This is a genomic window from Amycolatopsis sp. WAC 04169 (genome assembly GCF_003947535.1).
GTDB classification, from domain to species: Bacteria; Actinomycetota; Actinomycetes; order Mycobacteriales; family Pseudonocardiaceae; genus Amycolatopsis; species Amycolatopsis keratiniphila.
Window position 1 is genome coordinate 290,818 of record NZ_QHJI01000014.1, and the last position, 17,911, is coordinate 308,728.

General features: G+C 68.5%; 18 protein-coding genes. 8 read left to right on the top strand and 10 right to left on the bottom strand.

What is annotated here, in order from left to right:
* Positions 1-3: 3 nt before the first annotated feature.
* Positions 4-1,191, bottom strand: a complete 1,188-nt coding sequence (locus DMC61_RS36215) for a glycoside hydrolase family 64 protein (RefSeq protein WP_125695028.1) — start codon at positions 1,189-1,191, stop codon at positions 4-6.
* A 305-nt stretch (positions 1,192-1,496) separates the two neighbouring features.
* Between DMC61_RS36215 and DMC61_RS36220 the strand changes: the two genes are divergently transcribed.
* From DMC61_RS36220 to DMC61_RS36235, 4 genes are all read left to right on the top strand, one after another.
* Complete coding sequence (locus tag DMC61_RS36220; RefSeq protein ID WP_125695029.1) at positions 1,497-2,114, top strand: sigma-70 family RNA polymerase sigma factor; 618 nt, start codon at positions 1,497-1,499, stop codon at positions 2,112-2,114.
* A gap of 354 nt (positions 2,115-2,468) precedes the next feature.
* Positions 2,469-3,188, top strand: coding sequence for an ANTAR domain-containing protein (locus DMC61_RS36225; protein ID WP_125695030.1), 720 nt, complete (start codon positions 2,469-2,471; stop codon positions 3,186-3,188).
* A 31-nt stretch (positions 3,189-3,219) separates the two neighbouring features.
* Positions 3,220-3,933, top strand: coding sequence for a GAF and ANTAR domain-containing protein (locus tag DMC61_RS36230; RefSeq protein ID WP_125695031.1), 714 nt, complete (start codon positions 3,220-3,222; stop codon positions 3,931-3,933).
* A gap of 52 nt (positions 3,934-3,985) precedes the next feature.
* On the top strand, positions 3,986-4,900 hold the full coding sequence (locus tag DMC61_RS36235; protein WP_125695032.1) for a LysR substrate-binding domain-containing protein: 915 nt from the start codon (positions 3,986-3,988) through the stop codon (positions 4,898-4,900).
* Here DMC61_RS36235 and DMC61_RS36240 read toward each other — a convergent pair.
* Positions 4,882-5,889 carry a small ribosomal subunit Rsm22 family protein gene (locus DMC61_RS36240; protein WP_125695033.1) on the bottom strand — a complete coding sequence of 336 codons (1,008 nt, stop codon included), beginning with the start codon at positions 5,887-5,889 and terminating at the stop codon, positions 4,882-4,884. The genes DMC61_RS36235 and DMC61_RS36240 overlap by 19 nt on opposite strands.
* Positions 5,890-6,022: 133 nt before the next feature.
* On the opposite strand from DMC61_RS36240, the gene DMC61_RS36245 reads away from it, so the two are divergent.
* The gene (locus DMC61_RS36245) at positions 6,023-6,439 is read left to right on the top strand and encodes a YciI family protein (protein WP_125695034.1); all 417 of its coding nucleotides are present in this window, start codon (positions 6,023-6,025) and stop codon (positions 6,437-6,439) included.
* A 30-nt stretch (positions 6,440-6,469) separates the two neighbouring features.
* Positions 6,470-7,744, top strand: coding sequence for an RNA polymerase sigma factor (locus DMC61_RS36250; protein ID WP_125695035.1), 1,275 nt, complete (start codon positions 6,470-6,472; stop codon positions 7,742-7,744).
* A 56-nt stretch (positions 7,745-7,800) separates the two neighbouring features.
* Here the strand turns inward: DMC61_RS36250 and DMC61_RS36255 are convergent, their stop codons facing one another.
* From DMC61_RS36255 to DMC61_RS36280, 6 genes are all read right to left on the bottom strand, one after another.
* A complete protein-coding gene (locus DMC61_RS36255) occupies positions 7,801-8,196 on the bottom strand; it encodes a sigma factor-like helix-turn-helix DNA-binding protein (protein WP_125695036.1) in 396 nt (131 codons plus the stop codon).
* A gap of 121 nt (positions 8,197-8,317) precedes the next feature.
* Positions 8,318-9,190: a nuclease gene (locus tag DMC61_RS36260; protein WP_125695037.1), complete on the bottom strand. Its 873-nt coding sequence runs from the start codon at positions 9,188-9,190 to the stop codon at positions 8,318-8,320.
* A gap of 107 nt (positions 9,191-9,297) precedes the next feature.
* Entirely contained in the window at positions 9,298-10,986 is a 1,689-nt protein-coding gene (locus DMC61_RS36265) for an L-lactate permease (protein WP_125695038.1), read from the bottom strand.
* Position 10,987: 1 nt separating this feature from the next.
* Positions 10,988-11,770, bottom strand: coding sequence for an IclR family transcriptional regulator (locus tag DMC61_RS36270; protein WP_016337669.1), 783 nt, complete (start codon positions 11,768-11,770; stop codon positions 10,988-10,990).
* A 280-nt stretch (positions 11,771-12,050) separates the two neighbouring features.
* A complete protein-coding gene (locus DMC61_RS36275) occupies positions 12,051-12,458 on the bottom strand; it encodes a CoA-binding protein (protein WP_016337668.1) in 408 nt (135 codons plus the stop codon).
* 34 nt (positions 12,459-12,492) lie between these two features.
* Positions 12,493-13,065: a hypothetical protein gene (locus tag DMC61_RS36280; protein ID WP_016337667.1), complete on the bottom strand. Its 573-nt coding sequence runs from the start codon at positions 13,063-13,065 to the stop codon at positions 12,493-12,495.
* A gap of 308 nt (positions 13,066-13,373) precedes the next feature.
* Between DMC61_RS36280 and DMC61_RS36285 the strand changes: the two genes are divergently transcribed.
* Together DMC61_RS36285 and DMC61_RS36290 are read left to right on the top strand one after the other, a co-directional pair.
* Positions 13,374-14,171, top strand: a complete 798-nt coding sequence (locus DMC61_RS36285) for a 2-keto-4-pentenoate hydratase (RefSeq protein ID WP_063272458.1) — start codon at positions 13,374-13,376, stop codon at positions 14,169-14,171.
* A complete protein-coding gene (locus tag DMC61_RS36290; RefSeq protein ID WP_199750181.1) occupies positions 14,168-14,929 on the top strand; it encodes a 2-keto-4-pentenoate hydratase in 762 nt (253 codons plus the stop codon). The genes DMC61_RS36285 and DMC61_RS36290 overlap by 4 nt, the downstream gene beginning before the upstream one ends.
* Here DMC61_RS36290 and DMC61_RS36295 read toward each other — a convergent pair.
* Both DMC61_RS36295 and DMC61_RS36300 read right to left on the bottom strand, forming a co-directional pair.
* Positions 14,910-15,794, bottom strand: a complete 885-nt coding sequence (locus tag DMC61_RS36295; protein ID WP_125695039.1) for an alpha/beta fold hydrolase — start codon at positions 15,792-15,794, stop codon at positions 14,910-14,912. The two genes, DMC61_RS36290 and DMC61_RS36295, sit on opposite strands and share 20 nt — an antisense overlap.
* Before the next feature lie 13 nt (positions 15,795-15,807).
* Positions 15,808-17,694 (bottom strand): ABC transporter ATP-binding protein, encoded by a 1,887-nt coding sequence (locus DMC61_RS36300; protein ID WP_199750182.1) that lies wholly within the window; start codon positions 17,692-17,694, stop codon positions 15,808-15,810.
* Between the last annotated feature and the right edge of the window lie 217 nt (positions 17,695-17,911).

Consider the following 17,911-nt stretch of genomic DNA (forward strand, 5'->3'; position numbering starts at 1 on the left):
GGCCTAGAACGCGGTCAGCGTGATCCGTGCGGTCCGCGGGTCCCCGTCGTGCACCAGCGACTCGAAGTGCCCGACATCGTCGAAGGCGAAGCCGTACGCCTTCCCGTCGACCATCTGCTCGTGCACGATCCGCGAGTAGTGGTCGGTCACGGACTGCTTGTAGAACTGAGCCGCGTCGTACGTCGGCTGCGTGTGCAGCGAGCCGAGCGTCGAGCGGTGCAGCGCCGCGCACAGCGTCCGCGCGATCGGGCCGACGACCTGGTCGTTCGGGGCGTGCAGCCGTCCGTCGCAGTTGAAGACGTCGCGGGTGCTCGGTTTGCTGAACGACGCCACCGTGGCGCCCGAGCCGTCGGTGAAGCGCAGGACGTCGTCCCCGCCGGTCCGGCCGGTGAACTTCTTGCCGGGTTCGGCCTCGAACGGGACCACGGTGAGCGGTGTCGACTTGTAGGTGTTCCAGGCGCTCGTGACGTAACCGTCGAGGTAGTTGCCGCTGAACTTGCCGGTGTCGAGCCCCTTGCCCGGCGCGAGGACCCGCAGCCGGTTGTACACCAGGTTCGAGAACCCGGACTGGCCCTGGACGGCGTTGAAGATGTTCTCGCGGCCGCCGGGCTTCAAGCGGCCTGCCTCCTTGTTCGCGCCCGCCCCGTTGGTCAGCCCGACGGCGTGCGGCACGCTGAACATGTCGACCTGCGAGCTGTTGATGAACAGGCCGCCGTTGTCGTAGGTGAATTCGCTCCAGTCGAACAGGATGTCGCGGTTCGGGTCGCCGTCGGCCCACGGCGCGGGCTGCACCAGGCCGTCCGGGGTGAGGAAGAACTTGATCTTCTGCCCGAACGACATGTAGACCCGGCCCGAGAGCATGCGCGGGATCCGCAGCGTGGTCGAGCCGCCGTTGCCGGGGCCCGCGATCGAGACGTCCGGCGCGGGGCTCGGCGGGTTCGCGCCCGGCGGCCACGGGGAGAAGGTGCCGGCGGCGTTGACATAGCCGAGCTTCCCGGTGTTGAGGTTCGTGCCGAGCACGTAGAGGTGGACCGCGTCGGAGCGGTTCGAATCGTTCGTCACGGTCAGCGGCAGCGGATCGGGGCCCGCGGCGGCCGCGGTGGACGACGAAAGCGCCGAAACACCGGTGACCAGGGGGAGGGTGACCGCCAAAGCGGTCAAAACGCGCCGGACTTTCTTGCGGATGCGCACAGTTCACTCCTCGGCGGAATCCCGCCGCGGAGCGTGGACGCGCCGCGGCGGTGCTTGCGGATGTCGGCCGGGGGCGCGTTCCCGGCCTTGGCGTGACCTTGGCGAGGGGTCTCAGCACGGGAAGTTACGTCGCGGGATGCCGACATGTCCAGACCATTGGTGGGAATCTGTCCGGTTTTCCGCCGGGACGGACAATTCGTCGCGGGCCCTTCGTCGATTGAGGTGGCCGGATTCGTCGACTAGCGTTGTCCGGGTTCCGTCCTGGACCCCGGCGGCAGGGTTTTCTCATCCGTGGGGAGCGGGACATGAGCGACGGATTTCCGATGCGAAGAACCGGCGGCGAGACGTGGATTTCCGCCGCGGGCTGGGACGGCCTCGCCAAGGCCGCGGCGGACGGCGAGCCGCATGGCATGGACGACCTCATGTCCGCCGTCGCGACGTGGGCACGGCAGTACACCGAGACCCGCCTCGGCGGCCATGAGCTGACCTACCTCGAACCGGCCGACGTCGCTCAGGAGATCTGTCTCGCGGTCCTGGTCGCCGTCCCCGGATACGGCGTACGCGGAGGTTCGTTCCTGTTCCTCCTGCGCGCCATCGCGGCGAACAAGGTGGCCGACGTCTTCCGGAAGGCGGCGCGGAGCAGGCAGGTGCTGACCGGCGAACTCCCCGAACGGCCGGCGGGGGCCGCCGACGAACCCGAGCAGCGCGCGCTGCGGACCGACCTCGGGGTCCGGCTCGGCAGGCTGATGAGGATGCTGCCCGTCTCCCACCGTGAGGTGCTGGGAATGCGGGTGATCGGCGAGCTGACGTCGAACGAGACCGCGGCGGCGCTCGGTACGACGTCGTCACGGGTGCGGGTGACCAAACATCGCGCGATCAGCAGGCTGCGGGCCTGCGCTCAGCGCCAGGACGCCTTGAGCTGAATTCGGATCAGCAGCCGGAACAACGGATTCTCCCGTTTGGCACGGGTTTCGAGAATGCGAACGCACATGGCCCCTCCAGAGCTCGCCGTCGAGCACGGTCGCCGAGGGCCGGGGCGAACGGTCTCGGCTTCCACCCTAGGCCCGGTCCGGGGAGCCGGAACCGGCTGAACGGACCATTGACCGCCATCCGGACCGGCCATTCGGCTCTTCGGGCTACTGCATTGGTGCCGACAAGTCGCCGAAAGCGCGGCAAAGAGCCGAAACCGTGCGAGAATGATCGTGGCGCGCGAGCGCTCTGTTCGCTCCGGCCCCCGGCGGTCTCGTCCGAATCCGGACACGCCCGGGAGGCATGCCATGACGTTCCAGCGGCATGATCGCGCCGTGCAGGTCTGGTCGAAGATGCGTTTCCTCGCTTCGGAAACCGATTCGGTGGTGACGGTGGAACACGCCTGTGTCGTCTGCGGGGAAATGCTCGAGGCGGCCGGCGCCGGGCTCACGCTCGCCACCGGGACGAGTTTGCCGGAGCCGGTCTTCGCCACCGATGCGCGCAGCCGTGAATTGGAAGAGCTGCAGTTCACCTTGGGTGAAGGACCGGCATTGGACGTTTCCCGCGGCGGTATGCTCGTCGTCGTAACCGATGTGACCAGTTCGGAGGCGACACTCCGATGGCCGATGTTCGCGCCCGAGGCGATCGACAACGGCGTGAAATCGATCATCGCGGTGCCGATTCAGGTCGGTGCCATCACTTTGGGTGCGGTGGACTGTTATCGCGAATTCGCCGGGCTCCCTTCGCGGGAGGGCCTGGCGAAGGCGCTCGTCTGCGCGGAGGCGGTCATAAACCTGGCCTTGGCCGATACCGGTGAACCGGTTCTCGGCGAATTGATCGATCGTGAATTCACCGAACACCGCGCCCGGGTGCATCAGGCCGCGGGCGTGGTGTCGGCCCAGCTCGAGATCGGGCTTCCGGACGCGCTCGCCCGCCTGCGCGCCTACGCCTACCTCAACGACCGCAAGCTCGACGAGGTCGCCGAGGACGTGGTGCGGCGCCGGGTCACGTTCCGGCCCGAGTCATGACGGATGCGTGCGATAAGGAGACAGCGGAAAGATGACCGACCTGGCGGCCGACCTGAGGGAAACCTTCGTGCAGCTGGCCGACACCCTGGTGGACGACTTCGATCTCGTCGAATTCCTCGACGTACTCGCGTTCAGATGTGTCGAACTGCTCGGCGTCTGCACCGCGGGCCTGTTGCTCACCGACCCCCGGGGCAGGCTCACCATGGTGGCCGCCTCCGACGAAAAGACCCGGTTGCTCGAACTGTTCCAGTCACAGAACTCCGAAGGGCCGTGCCTGGATTGCTACCGGGACGTCGAGCCGATGGTCTGCCCTGATCTCGTGCGTGCGCGCGGAAGATGGCCGAAGTTCGCGCGGGAGGCGGAAAACGCCGGATTCCGGTCCGTGTACGCGTTGCCGATGCGGTTGCGGGAAGAGGTGATCGGCGCGCTGAACCTGTTCGGCACCCGCCCCGCCGTGCTCGACGACGAGAAATTGCGGCTGGGGCAGGCACTCGCGGACGTCGCCACGATCGGCATCCTGCATCACCGGGCGCTGCAGCGGCAGGAGATCGTCACCGCGCAGCTGCAAACGGCGTTGAACAGCCGGGTGATCATCGAACAGGCGAAAGGCGTGCTGGCCGAACGGCTCCACGTTTCGGTGAGCGACGCGTTCGGCGTATTGCGCGCCTACGCGCGGAGCAACAATCGCAAGATCGTCGCGGTGGCGGCCGGGATCATCGACCGCACGGTGGAAATCCCGCGCTGAGCGATACCGGTTCGGCGCTTGTCCGCCCCTTGCCGATTCCTAGACTGGATGGGTGTTCTCCCTGGAGCAGCTGGTGAGTTTCGTCGCGGTGGCCGAGGAACTGCACTACGGCCGGGCGGCGGAGCGGCTCTCGATGACCCAGCCTCCGTTGAGCAGGCGGATCCAGCTGCTGGAGCGCGAATTGGGGGCCGAGCTTTTCGACCGGGCGCACCGCACGGTCCGGCTGACCCCCGCCGGACGGGTTTTCCTCGCCGAAGCAAGGAAGATCCTGCGTTCGTCACACGAAGCGACGTTGTACGTCCGCCGCGTGAAGAAGGGCGAGGTCGGCGTCGTGACGCTCGGGTTCACCGCCACGGCGGCGTATTCGTATCTCGACCGGGTCATCGCCGCGGCGAACGCCGAAGTGCCCGGCGTCGATCTCGTGCTCCGGGAGATGGGGACGGCGGCGCAGGTGGAGGAGTTGCTGGCGGGCGGGATCGACCTCGGCATGATCCGGCCGCCGGTCGCCGGCGCCGACATCGTGACCCTGCCGCTGTGGCGGGAACCGCTGCTGGCGGCGCTGCCGTCGGCGCATCCTTTGGCCCGGCGCAAGAAGAATCCCGACGTCCGCGATTTCGACGGCGAACCGTTCATCATGTATTCGCCGTCGGAAGGCCGGTACTTCCACGATCTGCTCGTGGCGGTGTTCCGCGCAGCGCGGGTGACGCCGGAGTACACGCAATACCCCTGTCAGGTGCATACGGTGCTCGCGCTGGTGAAGGCGGAACTCGGGATCGCGCTGGTGCCCGCGGCGGCGGGCACGCTGCGCTTCGAAGGTGTCGTTCTCCGTCAGGTGGACGGTGTCGAGGGCCGTCCGGTGGAACTCGACCTGATGTGGCGGCGGGGCAACGACAATCCGGCGCTCGGCGCGCTGCTCACCGCCATCGGCAATCCGGCGCGGCGCGGCCGTCAGTCCACTGTGGAGTGATCGGGCCAGGCGTCGCCCCATTCCGCGTCGCGGGCGTCGCGGTAGGCCGCGCCGTGTCGTTTGGTGACGATCTTTTCGGTGAGCCCGGATTCGGCGCACAGGGAGAGACTGACCATGCCCTTGCGTTTGGCCGGATGCCGCAGGACGCGGGCGTGGGCGCGGTCCGGCGCCGTTCGTGAGGCGACGACGTACGAGAACTTCTCGTCCTCGAAGCCGAGCGTCCCGGACTTGAGCTGGCGGTGCAGGCCGGTGCGCGGGAGGCGGGCGGAGAAATGGCACCAGTCCTTGCCGCGCGGGATCGGGCAGGCGCCCTCGTGCGGACAGGGTGCGACCAGGGAGAGCCCGAGTTCGACGAGCTGATCCCGCGCCGCGACGATCCGTTCGTAACCCGCGGGGGTGCCGGGTTCGATCAGCACCAGCATCGAGGTCTTCGCCGAAAGCCAGCGGACGGTGTCGGCCCGGCGTGCTTCGGGCAGCTCGCCAAGGACATAGGAGAGGGTCACCAGATCGGCCTCGGGAGCGGGCGCCGCCGGGTCGATCAGGCCGCGCCGCCAGGTCGACCCCCGGACGGCCTTGTCCCCGGCGTGCTCCGCGAGCCGCCGCCCCAGCGCGATCGCGCCGGGCACCTGCTCGACGACGGTGCTCTCCTCCAGCGACGGCCACACGTCGGCCGCCGCCCAGATCGCGGCACCGGTTCCGCCGCCGATGTCGATCTGTGTACGCGGAGCGAACCCGGGAGCGCGAAGGGCGGCTTCGGCGAGGACGGCGTGAACGGCCGCGTACGTGGCCGGCATCCGGTAGCCCGCGTACGCCGCGACGTCCGCTTCGGAGGAGAGGATGGGCGCGCTCGCGGGGGCGTTCTCGCGGTAGCGCGTGCTGAGCCGCTCGACGGACTGCGTCAGCCTGTTCTGCGGGTACTTGCCCAGCTCTTCGTCGAGGGCGGAGCGGAGGGGTTCGGGGAGTGCGGACACGATCGAAGATTCTCGCATGGGTGGTTGACCTGCGGTTTTCCGGCTGCTCGAATATCCGCGGAAAAAAGTTCGGGGACCGTGTCGAATCCCGGGGTGCCCGATCGACGCGTAGATGTGGCAGGGACGAGCCCTGCCGGGAACGGAGACTTCGATGCGGTTCATGGTGATTGTCAAGAGCGACGAGAAGAGCGACGTGGCCGGCGCGCAGCCGAGCGCCGAGGAGTTGCAGGAGATGGGGAAGTTCAACGAGGAGCTGGTGAAGGCCGGCGTCATGCTCGCGGGTGAAGGCCTGCTCCCCAGCGCCGAGGGTTTCCGCATCCAGTACTCCGGCACCACCGAGGCGCGCGTCGTCGACGGGCCGTTCGCCGAGAGCAAGGAACTCATCGCCGGTTTCTGGATCCTGCAGGTCAAGGACCGCGCCGAGGTCATCGAATGGATGAAGCGCGCGCCGTTCCGCGAGGGCGAGATCGAGATCCGCCGGATCGCGGAGATGGAGGACTTCGACAACGCGACCCCGGAGATCGTCGAGCACGAACAGAACCTGCGGAAGCAGGCCGAGGCGAACTAGTGGTTGCGGTCGTCGCGCCGACGATGTTGATTGGTCGGCGTGACGGCAACGACAGACTCCCGTTCGGCGATCGACGCGGTGTGGCGGATCGAATCGGCCCGCCTCATCGCCGGTCTCGCGCGGATGACGCGCGACATCGGCCTCGCGGAGGAGCTGGCGCAGGACGCGCTGGTCGCCGCGCTCGAACAGTGGCCTGAGTCGGGCGTCCCGAGGAATCCGGGCGCCTGGCTCATGACCACGGCGAAACGCCGGGCGGTCGACACCTTCCGGCGCAACGAGCGGTACGAGAAGAAGCTCGGCGAGATCGGCCGCGAGCAGGAGTACGAGGAGGAACCCGACTTCACCGCGGGCCTCGACGACCACATCGAGGACGATCTGCTGCGGCTGGTGTTCACCGCCTGCCATCCGGTGCTTTCGACCGAGGCCAGGGTGGCGCTGACGCTGAAGATGATCGGCGGGTTGCAGACGCACGAGATCGCGCGGGCGTTCCTGGCCAAGGAGACCGCCATCGCGCAGCGGATCGTGCGCGCGAAGAAGACGCTCGGCGACGCCAAGGTCCCGTTCGAGGTGCCCGAGGGCGCGGACCGGGTCGCGCGCCTTTCTTCGGTGCTGGAAGTCATCTACCTGATCTTCAATGAGGGGTACTCGGCGACGGCGGGCGAGGACTGGATGCGGCCCGCGCTGTGCGAGGAGGCGCTGCGGCTCGGGCGGATCCTCGCCGGGCTGATGCCGAAGGAACCCGAGGTGCACGGGCTCGTCGCACTGATGGAGATCCAGGCTTCGCGGTCCGCCGCCCGCGTCGGGCCGAACGGCGAACCCGTGTTGCTGATGGATCAGGACCGGACGAAGTGGAACCGGCTCCTGATCGGCCGCGGCCTCGCCGCGCTGGAACTCTCCGAGTCGCTCACGGGCGGCGCTTTCGGCGTCTACGCGGCGCAGGCCGCCATCGCCGCCTGCCACGCGCGGGCGCGGACGGGCGAGGAGACCGACTGGGCACGCATCGCCGTGCTGTACGAAGGGCTCGGGAAGCTGAACCCGTCGCCGGTGATCGAACTGAACCGCGCGGTGGCGCTGTCGATGGCCGTCGGGCCGGAGGCGGGGCTGGAGATCGTCGACAAGCTGACGTCGGAGCCCGCGCTCAAGTCGTACCACCTGCTGCCGAGCGTGCGCGGCGACTTCCTGTCGAAGCTCGGCCGCCTCGACGAGGCCCGCGCCGAGTTCGAGCGCGCGGCGGAGATGACCGGGAACGACCGGGAGCGCACCCTGCTCCTGAACCGCGCCGCCGAATGCACCCCTCGCGATTAGTCCTCTGAATGCGGTGGTTCGTAGCGCGAACCACCGCATTCAGAGGACGAAACGCGTCAGGCGCGGGCGGGGCGAAGCGCGGTAAGCGCACGGTGCTGCCCCAGCCGGACCGCCTGGACGGAACAGCCGAGCGCGAGCGCGGTGTCGTCGGCGGAAAGCCCGACGAGCGACCGCAGCACCATGATCTCGCGCTGCTGGCCCGGCAGCCCGGAAAGCGGGTTCGGCAGTTCGGCGGTGGTCCGGTGGAAGTCGTCGACCAGACCGTGCGTGACGTCGTAGGCGAACGCGAGCAGGGCGCGCGCCCCGGCCGCACCGGCGACGATCTCGCGGCAGCTGTCCTTGGCGATCGCGTCGGCGATGTCGTAGGTGCCCGACCGGCGGCCGATCCGCGCCCGGCAGTAACGCACGACCAGGACGCGGACGGCGTCGACGAGTTTCGAGGTCGTCTCCATCCGCCCGCCGGCCTCCTCCGGCCGTCGTGAACCGTGTCCTTCCATCGGCTCCCTCTCCCACCTTTCAGATGAGCACGGCCGCGGGGGAGGGAGGTACGGTCTTTTTGCCCACACGGGTGGGTCAGGCCTCGATGAAGACGATCCGCTCCGGCTCGACCGTGAGGCTCACGGTCTGCCGCTTCACGCTCACCAAGGTCTCGAATTCCGTCGCGTGCCCGTCCGGGACGGTGAACAGGCGGTCGTTGCGGGAATCGAGGAAGTCGGAGAAGCCGGTCAGCGAGACCCCGCCGCTTTCGTCGAGCGCGAGGTAGTCGACGAGCCGTCGGAACAGTTTCGGCAGGATCACCAGTTCGTCGGCGAGTTGCCGCCGCGACGCGAGCTTGAACCCGGAGTTCGTGACGTCCTGCGGCCACAGCCCGAGCCCGTTCTGGCGGGCTTTCACCGCGGCTTCGGCCAAGGCGTCACGGAGATCGGGATAAAGCAGTGAATAGAACGTCGGGTAGACGAGGCCGTCCGCGACCTGCCGGTAGTTCGCGGAGTTCTTCAGCGTTTTGACGTCGAGATGGACCTTGGAAAGGTCCGCCGACCGTCCCGGCCGTTGCCCGGGAAAGGCGAACGCCACGGCTCGTCCGTATTTGTCGGCGAATCGCGTCAGTATGTGACCCGGTACCTTGATCGGGGTCGACGAAGTGACCGTTCCGCGCTCGTCGCGTTCGACCGTTTTGAAGCCGAGGCACTTCAGCAGGTTCGCCGCGGCGGCGTCGGCGAATTCCGCGGGCTGGTGCCACATCCCGCCGGTTCCCCTGGCCTGGTAATGCGTTTCGAGCGCGTCGATCGCGTCGAGCCGCAACTGCATCCCGCCCCGCGAATTGAGCCGGACCTTCAGGCCCGCCTTCTTGGTCGCCTGCGGGTCCTCGGGATAGAACCGCACCGAATCGCCGTCCGGTGAGGCTCCGACAAGCTGGAACGTACCTTTGATCAGCGTCATGGGCATGGGGACAACGGTAGTTCCCATTCCGGTGAACGGATCCGGTGTTCATCCATCCAGCCCAATGGCCGGTTAAGATCGGATGACCATTGTGGACATTCTCGAATTCACGTTCACGACGGGATCATGAACCGCAGCACGGTCGCCTGGAGCAACGAGATCACCCCGACCACGGCGGTCAGCACCACCGACCACAGGAACGTCTGCCGCAGCAGCGCGCCTTCCTTGCCGGACTGGCCGATCGCGGTGGCGCCGATGGACAGGTTCTGCGGCGAGATCATCTTGCCCATCACGCCGCCGGAGGTGTTGGTGGCGCCGGCGAGGATCGGGTCGACGTGCAGTTGCTGCGCCGAAATCACCTGCATCGGCCCGAAGAGACTGTTCGTCGACGCGTCCGAGCCGGTGAGGAAGACACCCAGCCAGCCGATGTAGGCGGAGAACAACGGGAACAGCACCCCGGTGGTCGCGAGCGCGAGGCCGAGAGTCTGTGTCGCACCCGAGTAGTTCATGACGAACGCGATCGCGAGGATCATGAAGATCGTCGCCAGCGCCCACCGCATCTGGTGCAGTGTCCGACGATAGGTCGCCAGCAGCAGCCGCGGTTTCGCGCCCATCGCGAACCCCGCCACGATCGCCGCGATCAAGGCCACCGTTCCCGGCGAATAAAGGAAGTCGACGGTCAGCGTCGCCGCGTACGGCGTGTCCTTGGGCGTGATCGGCGCGTGCTGGACGACCTCCTTGTGCAGCCCCGGCCACGCGAACACCCAGTCGGCCTTGTGCAGCAGCTTCGTCAGGTCGAGCCATTCGGGCAGGTTCTTGAAGATCGTGCCGATCCGGGAAAGGAAGATCGCCGCGATCAGGACGATGTACGGGGCCCACGCGTACAGCGCGCCGCGTCCGGCCTTCGCCGCGCCGAGACTCGCGCCGGTCTTCACCGGTTCTTCGCCGTCGAAACGCCAAACCGCCGACGGCTGCCAGAACCGCGTCAGTATCCACAGTGAGGCCATCGCGGCGAGCGCGGCGACGACGTCGACGAGGCTCGGGCTGATGAAGTTCGAGGTGACGAACTGCATGACCGCGAACGACAGTCCGGCCGTCAGCACGGCGGGCCAGACCTCGATCATCCGCTTCCAGCCCGCGAGGACCACGATCAGGAAACCGGGGACGATCAACGCCAGCAACGGAAGCTGGCGGCCGACCATCGACGAGAACAGTTCCGTCGCCTGTTCCTGTTTCATCCCGAGGATCGGCGCGGTCAGCCTGCCCAGCACGATCAGCGGATTGCCGAGCCCGCCGAACGCGACCGGTGCGGTGTTCGCCAGCAGCGCGAGCACGACCGCCTTCACCGGCGGGAAACCGAGCGCGGCCATCATCGCCGCGGTGATCGCGATCGGTGAGCCGCCGCCCGCGATCCCTTCCAGCAGCGCGCCGAAGCCGAACGCGATCAGCAGCGCCTGGAGGCGGCGGTCCTCGCTGAACCCGGCGAGGACCGCCTTGATGTCGTCGAACCGTCCGGTCGCGACGGTGACGTTGTGGAAGTACACGGCGTGGAACGCGATCCAGGCCACCGACCACACCCCGAACACCAGCCCCATGGCGGCGGAATCGACGGCGAGCCCGGCGGGCATGCGGTACAGCAGCACCGCCACCAGCAGCGCGGTGATCAGCGCCAGCGCCGCCGAGAGTCGCGCCGAGCGGCGCAGGACTCCCAGCGTCACCAGCAGCACGATGATCGGCAGTGCCGCCAACGCGGCCGACAGCCACAGCCCGCCCGCCGGCTGGTAGTCCTGGAGCCAGCCCACCTCAGCCCCTTTGCGCGCGCACGTAACCCAGGCGGAGCGACAATGCGGCGGCTGTCCCGGCCACCGTCGCGCCGAGTTCGTCGGTGCGGCGGAGCACACGGCCGGCGGGGCCCGCGACGCTGATCGCGGCGATCGGCCGTCCGGTGTGGTCGCGGACGGCGGCGGCCACGCAGCCCACGTCCGGTTCGTTTTCGACGTCGTCCACGGCCCAGCCGCGACGGCTCGTCCTGGCCAGATCGTCGAGCAGCCGGACGGGATCGTTGATCGTCTTGAGCGTGAGACTGTCGAGTTTCATCCGGCGGATACGTTCGACGCGGTCCTGTTCGGGCAACGCCGCCAGCCACGCCTTGCCCAGCGACGTCGCGTGCTGCGGACGGCGGGTGCCGAGGCGGCAGGCCAGGGTGACGGCGTTGGCGCTGCGTTCGGTGGCGACGTAGACCATCGTGTCGTTGTCCGGGACGGCGAGATACGTCGTCTCGCCGCTCCGCTCGGCGAGCGAGGCGAGGTAACGCGGCGCGCAGCGGTGGAGGTCGGTCGCCGCCATCGCGCGGGCGCCGAGTTCGACCAGCCGGGTACCGAGCCGCACACGGCCGGTGGCGCGATCGGCTTCCAGGTATTCGAGATTCTTGAGGGTGCCGACGATGCGGTAGGCGGCGCTCCGGGAGAGACCCAGTTGCCTGGCGATCGCGTTGGTGGAAATCTCCTGGTTCTGGCCGACGTGCTCGAGAACCGCGAGACCGCGCTCGAGTGTGCCACTGGAATCCAGCCCGCGTGGTGTGCCCACTTCGCCCTCCGTAGGACCGGGGTGCCGATCATCGGCACCTGTTTCCGCTAAGCGGATTCGGACGTTAACAGTTCACCGGACCCTTGGGAAGGTTTCTTAACAAACTGACGACTGGACAAGTTTTCCCAGCTCGCGGGCTTCCCGTCAAGATCACCGGTTTGGACCAATCCCTTCGGCGGGTCCGATTCGGCGTATGACTTCAGAGGTCATTTTTCTGTTCACGGATATGAAAGAACCCTCGCCGGAAAAACGCGGCGAGGGTTCGGCCCGGGGTCCGTTTCTAACGCACCGAGAGATTCGCGACCGCTCGGACGACGGCGGTGCAGCGATCCTCGACGTAGTCCAAACCGCCTTCTTCGGCGATCCGGCGGGACTCGGCGGAGACGATGCCTTGCTGAAGCCAAAGCGCCTTCGCGCCGATCGCGACGGCCTGTTCGGCGATCGGCGGAGTGTCTTCGGACGGGCGGAAGACGTCGACCAGGTCGACGGGTTCCGGGATGTCGGTGAGCGAGCGATAGACCTTCTCGCCCAGTAGTTCGTCGGCCGACGGGTGGACGGGGATGATCCGGAACCCGTGTGCCTGCAGTACGGCGGCGACCCCGTGCGAGGCCTTGGCCGGATCGCGGCTCAGGCCCACGACGGCGATCGTCTTCGATCCGGCGAGGATCTCGGTGGCGCGATCGGTCATACCCCGTACAACCGCCACCGGCCCCGGGGAATTCCTAAAGCTTCCAGAGCCGCAGGCCGCGCACCCGGTACACCGGCCAGACGACGTGCCAGAAACGGCGCCGCAGGAAGACCGCGGAACAGGTGAGGACACTGCGCGCTGACGTCGTCGCGACGTCGTGACGGTCCGGCCAGATCTCGCCGTGCCGCCCGGCGGCGATGCGGAAGACGTTGACCAGGCCGCGGCCCTGCAGGTCGAACTTCGCGCCGGTGTCGCCGGAATCCGGGGTCAGGGAAGCGATCTCCGGCCCGAACGCGGCCGAGGGCGCCGGCCCCGCGTCGGCGGGGAGATCACCGACGGTCGCCGACACGGCCTTGCCGTAGAGACGCCGGGTGTAGCGCTGGAGCAGCAGCCGCTCCCACAGCGGCAGGACCCGGCGGTGCTTGAGCAGCGCCGAACACTCCGCGTGCCCGATGGCGAAGATGTCGGTCAGCTCGTCGTAGGCGTTGTGCGCGGTGGGCTCGTTGAGGTGCACCCGCACCTCGTAACGGATGCGCGCGGTGAGCTCGTCGAGCTCCTCGCGGCGGTCGATCCTGGTCTTCGCCCGGGAGAGCGTCCAATCGGACATGGGAGCAGGCTAGGTGATGATCGGGGTCGTGCGAGACCCTTTCGGCCTAATCAGTGTCCCCTGAGGCGAGGTCGACAGGGCAGGTGAGGACACGCGCGCGCGTTTCTTTTCGGCCGGAGGCCTCGGATTCGCGGAGGCGGGCCGCTGACGCGGAAGGGTGAGCGGCAAGGCTGTGCCGCAGCCCGGCTACGGGAATCCGAAAGCGCGCCTTCGAGAACACAGCCTAATCTCGTCGTACCGGCCAGTGGAACGGCCGTCTTGTGCGGGCCGGGGTGACGGGGCAGAGTCCGACTGGTCGGAAGGAGCCCATGGACGCCAGCACGCTGCAGGAGGCCGCGGCCGCGCTGCTCAGCGCGTACGAGACCGGTAAGCCGATCGCGCCCCTCATCGAGACCTATCCCGCCGCGACGCTGGAGGACGCGTACCGCGTCCAGCAGCGGCTCGTCCGGCACTGGGCCGAGCACGGCGACGGCGTGCGCGGGCACAAGGTGGGCCTCGCCTCCGCCGCCATGCAGCGGCAGATGGGGGTCGACCAGCCCGACTACGGTCATCTGACCGCTTCGATGTTCCACCTCGAACACCAGCCGATCCCGATCGGCGGCTTCCTGCAGCCGAAGATCGAACCGGAGATCGCGTTCGTGCTCGGCTCGCGGCTGCGTGGCCCCGGCGTCACGGTGGCGGACGCGCTGCGTGCGGTGGACTTCGTCGTCCCGGCGCTGGAGATCGTCGATTCCCGGATCCGGGACTGGAAGATCAGCATCGTCGACACCATCGCGGACAACGCGTCTTCGGGCGGGGTCGTCCTCGGCAGCAGGCCGACCGCGATCGGCGACATCGACCTGCGGCTGGTGGGCTGTGTCCTGCACCAGAACGGCGAGATCGCGGCGACCGGCGCCGGTGGCGCGGTGCTCGGCTCGCCGGTGAACGCGCTGGTATGGCTCGCGAACACGGTCGGTCCGCTCGGTGTCGCACTCGAACCGGGGCATGTCGTGCTGCCGGGTTCGATGACGCGGGCGATCCCGGTGAATCCGGGCGACACCGTCGTCGCGACGATGGCGGGGCTCGGCAGTGTGACCGCGAAGTTCTCCGGGGAGGAACGGCCGTGAGCCTTGACGTGCGGGAGACGGCGGAAGCCCTGCTGTCCGGGGAAGAACGCGAACCGCTGACCGACGCGTGGCCGGAGCTGGACGTCGACACCGCGTACGCGATCCAGGACGAAGCCCTCCGGCTCAGGCTGGAGCGCGGCGAGACGCTGATCGGCGTCAAGCTCGGCCTGACCTCGCGGGCGAAGCAGCAGCGCATGGGCATCGACTCGCCGTTGCTCGCGTGGCTGACCGACGCGATGGTGCTCCCCGCCGGGGTGCCCGTGCCGTCCCTGCTCCATCCGCGTGCCGAGCCGGAGCTGGTTTTCGTTCTGGGGCAACGTCTTTCGGGGCCCGGCGTGACCGCGGCGACCGCGATGGCGGCGGTGGACCAGGTTTACGGCGGTGTCGAGATCATCGACAGCCGCTACCGCGACTATCGCTTCGAACTGCCGGACGTCGTGGCGGACAACGGTTCTTCCGCGTACGTCACGCTCGGGCCGGTGGGCGCACAGCTGGCTTCGCTGGATCTCTCGCTGGAGGCGGCCCTGCTGGAGGTCGACGGCGCGATCGTCGACACCGCCACCGGGGCGGCGGTGCTGGGGCATCCGGCGGAAGCGCTGGCGCTGGCGGCCAACGCCCTCGGCGCGCGCGGGCGCGCGCTGGAGCCGGGCTGGCTCGTGTTCACCGGCGGGATGACCGACGCGGTCGACGTGGGCCCGGGTTCACGGGTGGCGGCGCATTTCTCGAATCTGGGCTCGATCACGCTCGCCGGGTCTTGACGTCGGCGCGGTCGGCCGTCCGGACCAGGCCGCGCGTCAGCCGGGGCCAGATCGCGCGCGGCAGGTCGTGCCCCATGCCAGGGACGATGTCCACTTCGGACTCCCGCAGCGCGCGGGCCGTCGCCCGGCCGCCGGAAACGTGCACGAGCGGATCCTTCGAACCGTGCACGACGAGCGCGGGCACGTCGAGTTTCCGCAGCGCGCGGAAGCGGTCCCGGCTCGAAACGATCGCCGCCAGTTGCCGCGCCGTGCCGCCGGGGTTGACGCCGCGATCGAACGACCGCTCCGCGCGCTCGCGCATGCGGGCCTCGTCGAAGGGGTAACCGGGCGAGCCGATCACGCGGAACGTGCGCACCAGTTGCTCGACGTACTCCTCGCGGCCGCGCGGGGGCGCCGAAAGCAGCATCGCCATCGCCTTGGCGCTCGGCCGCCCGACGAACCGGTTGCCGGTGGTCGACATGATCGAGGTCAGCGACCGCACCCGCGACGGATACTCGATGGCCAGCGTCTGCGCGACCATCCCGCCCATCGACGCGCCCACGACGTGCGCGCTCGCGACACCGAGCTCGGTCAGCAGCCCGGCGGCGTCACCCGCCATGTCCGCCAAGGAGTACGGCGCCGTGCGCAAGGCGTACGCGAGCGGCAGGTTCACCCGGCCGGTCATCCGGCTGGACCGGCCGGCGTCGCGGTTGTCGTAGCGGATGACGAAGAACCCCTCGGCCGCGAGGTTCTCGCAGAGTTCGTCGTCCCACCAGATCATCTGCGAGGCCAGGCCCATGATCATCAGCAGTGGCCTGCCGTCCGGCGAGCCGAACGTCTCGTGGCACAGCTGGACGCCGTTCACCTCGGCGATCTTCTCCGGCATCACGCCAGTGTGCCTACTCGCCGCGATACGCGCGAGCCTGGATTTCGTAAAGTTCGTGGTAGAGCCCTCCTTCCTCGATGAGTTCGGCGTGCGTGCCCTGCTCGATCAGGCGCCCCTTCTCCAGTACCAGGATCCGGTCCGCGGAGCGGATGTTGGCCAGCCGGTGGGTCACCAGGATCGTCGTGCGCCTGCTCGCGTGCCGCAGACCGGCGAAGACCCGGGCCTCGGCCTTCGCGTCGAGCGCGGCCGTCGGCTCGTCGGCGACCAGGACGGCGGCGTCGCGGTAGATCCCGCGGGCGATCCCCATCCGCTGCCATTGCCCGCCCGAGAGGTCCTGCCCGTCGTCGAACTTCTTGGACAGCACCGTCTTCTCCTTGGCAGGCAAGGATTCGATCACCTCGTCGGCGCCGGAGGAGGTGATCGCGTCCTGCCAGGCGACGTGCTCCGGATCTTCCCTGCCGAGCCTGCCGACGGTCACGTTGTGCTCCGCGGTCATCGGCCATTCGGCCGGATCCTGGGCGATCACCGCGATGTTCGCGTGCACGGACTCGTGATCGGCGCCCGCGAGATCGACGTCGTCCCAGTACACCTTTCCTTCCGAGGGTGGATAGAGCCCGGTGAGCAGTTTGCCGAGCGTGGTCTTGCCCGAGCCGTTCTCGCCGACGAGGGCGATCACCTCGCCGCGCCGGATGGTCAGCGAAACCTCACGCAGCGCCGGGGTTTCCTGGCCGGGATAGGTGAACCCGACGTTCTCCAGCCGGATCTCCGCTGGGTCTTCAGGAGCGGCGACCCCGTCCTTCACCGGGCCGCGTTTCCCGGATTCCACGAGCAGGCGCTGGAAGAAGGCGATGTAGAAGGACTCCTCGTACAGCGAGTTCACCGCGTGCATCGTGATGGACAGCGAATTCGACGCCGTCCGCATGGCGAGCGCGGCCGTCCCGGCGAGGGCGAGTTCCATCTGCCCGCCGTAGAGCAGCAGACCGAGCACCAGATACGCGATCGCGGTGCCCACCCCGGCCGCCGCGCGCCCGGCCAGGCGGACCATGTTGCTGCGGTGCGCGAGCCGGACCTCTTCGCGCATCAGGCTTTCGGTGATCCGCCGGTACTCCCGGAGCAAAGGCTCCTGGAGGGTGAGGGCATGCCGTTCGAGGGCGAACTGGCGCCAGGTGGCGACCTCTTCGACGATCCCTTTCCGGATGTTGCGGCCGACGGTGTCGAGATAATGCCGGTAGTTCAGGCGCGCGACCTTCGCCGCCGCCCAGCCGCCGGCCACCGCGGCGAGCAGCAGCACCGGCGCGAGCCACGGATTGAGCAGACCCGCCGCCACCAGCGCGGCGACCAGCGAGATCAGCGCCGACGTCAGATCCGCGAGCCAGCGCAGGCTCATCTCGATCGACCGGACCCCGTACCGCGCGCCCTGCCTGGCCAGCTCCCGGAAGTCGGCGTCCTCGAAGGCCAGCAGCCGCACCCGGACCATCGCGGCGGTGACCTCGTCGCCGGCCGAAGTCACGACCCGCGGCCTGAGCGCGCCCTCGACCGCGGCCACCGCCGTGTCGAGCAGCGCGCGCAAGGCATACGTGCCGACGACGACCACCAGCGCGGGCAGCGATTGCAGCACCCTTTCCGGCGTCGGCCCGCTCTCCAGCAGCGCGATGAACACGTTCGCCGTGGCCAGCAGGCCGAACGCCGTGACACAACCTGAAAGCAGGTGGACGACGCCGGCGAGCAGGGTCAGCCGCGGCGACGTCCGCCACGCCAGCCGCAGCACGATGGCCACGGCGGACGGGAGTGTGCGGATGGCCTTGACCATCCCCGCTTCGGCCACGGTCTCGTCGACCGCGGCCCACTCGGGCATCTTGAGGTTCTCGACCCCGATCAGGGGCACGGTCGGTTCGGGCACTCCTCCTTCTCTACGCGCACCCACCGACATTTCCGAGAGCCGAAGCGGTGCTCGGTGTCGGTACTTCGCCTGGGAAGTACGTGAAGGCCCGGCGGATTCACGTGGTGGTTGCAACACGCATTGTTTGTTGGTTGAACAGTAGTGCTTCGAGGGCTTCGGTGGGTGTGTGCCAGTTGAGGGTTTGGCGGGGGCGTTCGTTGAGTTCGGTGGCGATGCG

Coding starts and splice junctions, on each gene's coding strand:
- DMC61_RS36220 (WP_125695029.1), top strand. CDS start 1,497: ATGAGCGACGGATTTCCGATGCGAAGAACCGGCGGCGAGACGTGGATT.
- DMC61_RS36225 (WP_125695030.1), top strand. CDS start 2,469: ATGACGTTCCAGCGGCATGATCGCGCCGTGCAGGTCTGGTCGAAGATG.
- DMC61_RS36230 (WP_125695031.1), top strand. CDS start 3,220: ATGACCGACCTGGCGGCCGACCTGAGGGAAACCTTCGTGCAGCTGGCC.
- DMC61_RS36240 (WP_125695033.1), bottom strand. CDS start 5,889: ATGCGAGAATCTTCGATCGTGTCCGCACTCCCCGAACCCCTCCGCTCC.
- DMC61_RS36245 (WP_125695034.1), top strand. CDS start 6,023: ATGCGGTTCATGGTGATTGTCAAGAGCGACGAGAAGAGCGACGTGGCC.
- DMC61_RS36255 (WP_125695036.1), bottom strand. CDS start 8,196: ATGGAGACGACCTCGAAACTCGTCGACGCCGTCCGCGTCCTGGTCGTG.
- DMC61_RS36260 (WP_125695037.1), bottom strand. CDS start 9,190: ATGCCCATGACGCTGATCAAAGGTACGTTCCAGCTTGTCGGAGCCTCA.
- DMC61_RS36275 (WP_016337668.1), bottom strand. CDS start 12,458: ATGACCGATCGCGCCACCGAGATCCTCGCCGGATCGAAGACGATCGCC.
- DMC61_RS36280 (WP_016337667.1), bottom strand. CDS start 13,065: ATGTCCGATTGGACGCTCTCCCGGGCGAAGACCAGGATCGACCGCCGC.
- DMC61_RS36285 (WP_063272458.1), top strand. CDS start 13,374: ATGGACGCCAGCACGCTGCAGGAGGCCGCGGCCGCGCTGCTCAGCGCG.
- DMC61_RS36295 (WP_125695039.1), bottom strand. CDS start 15,794: ATGCCGGAGAAGATCGCCGAGGTGAACGGCGTCCAGCTGTGCCACGAG.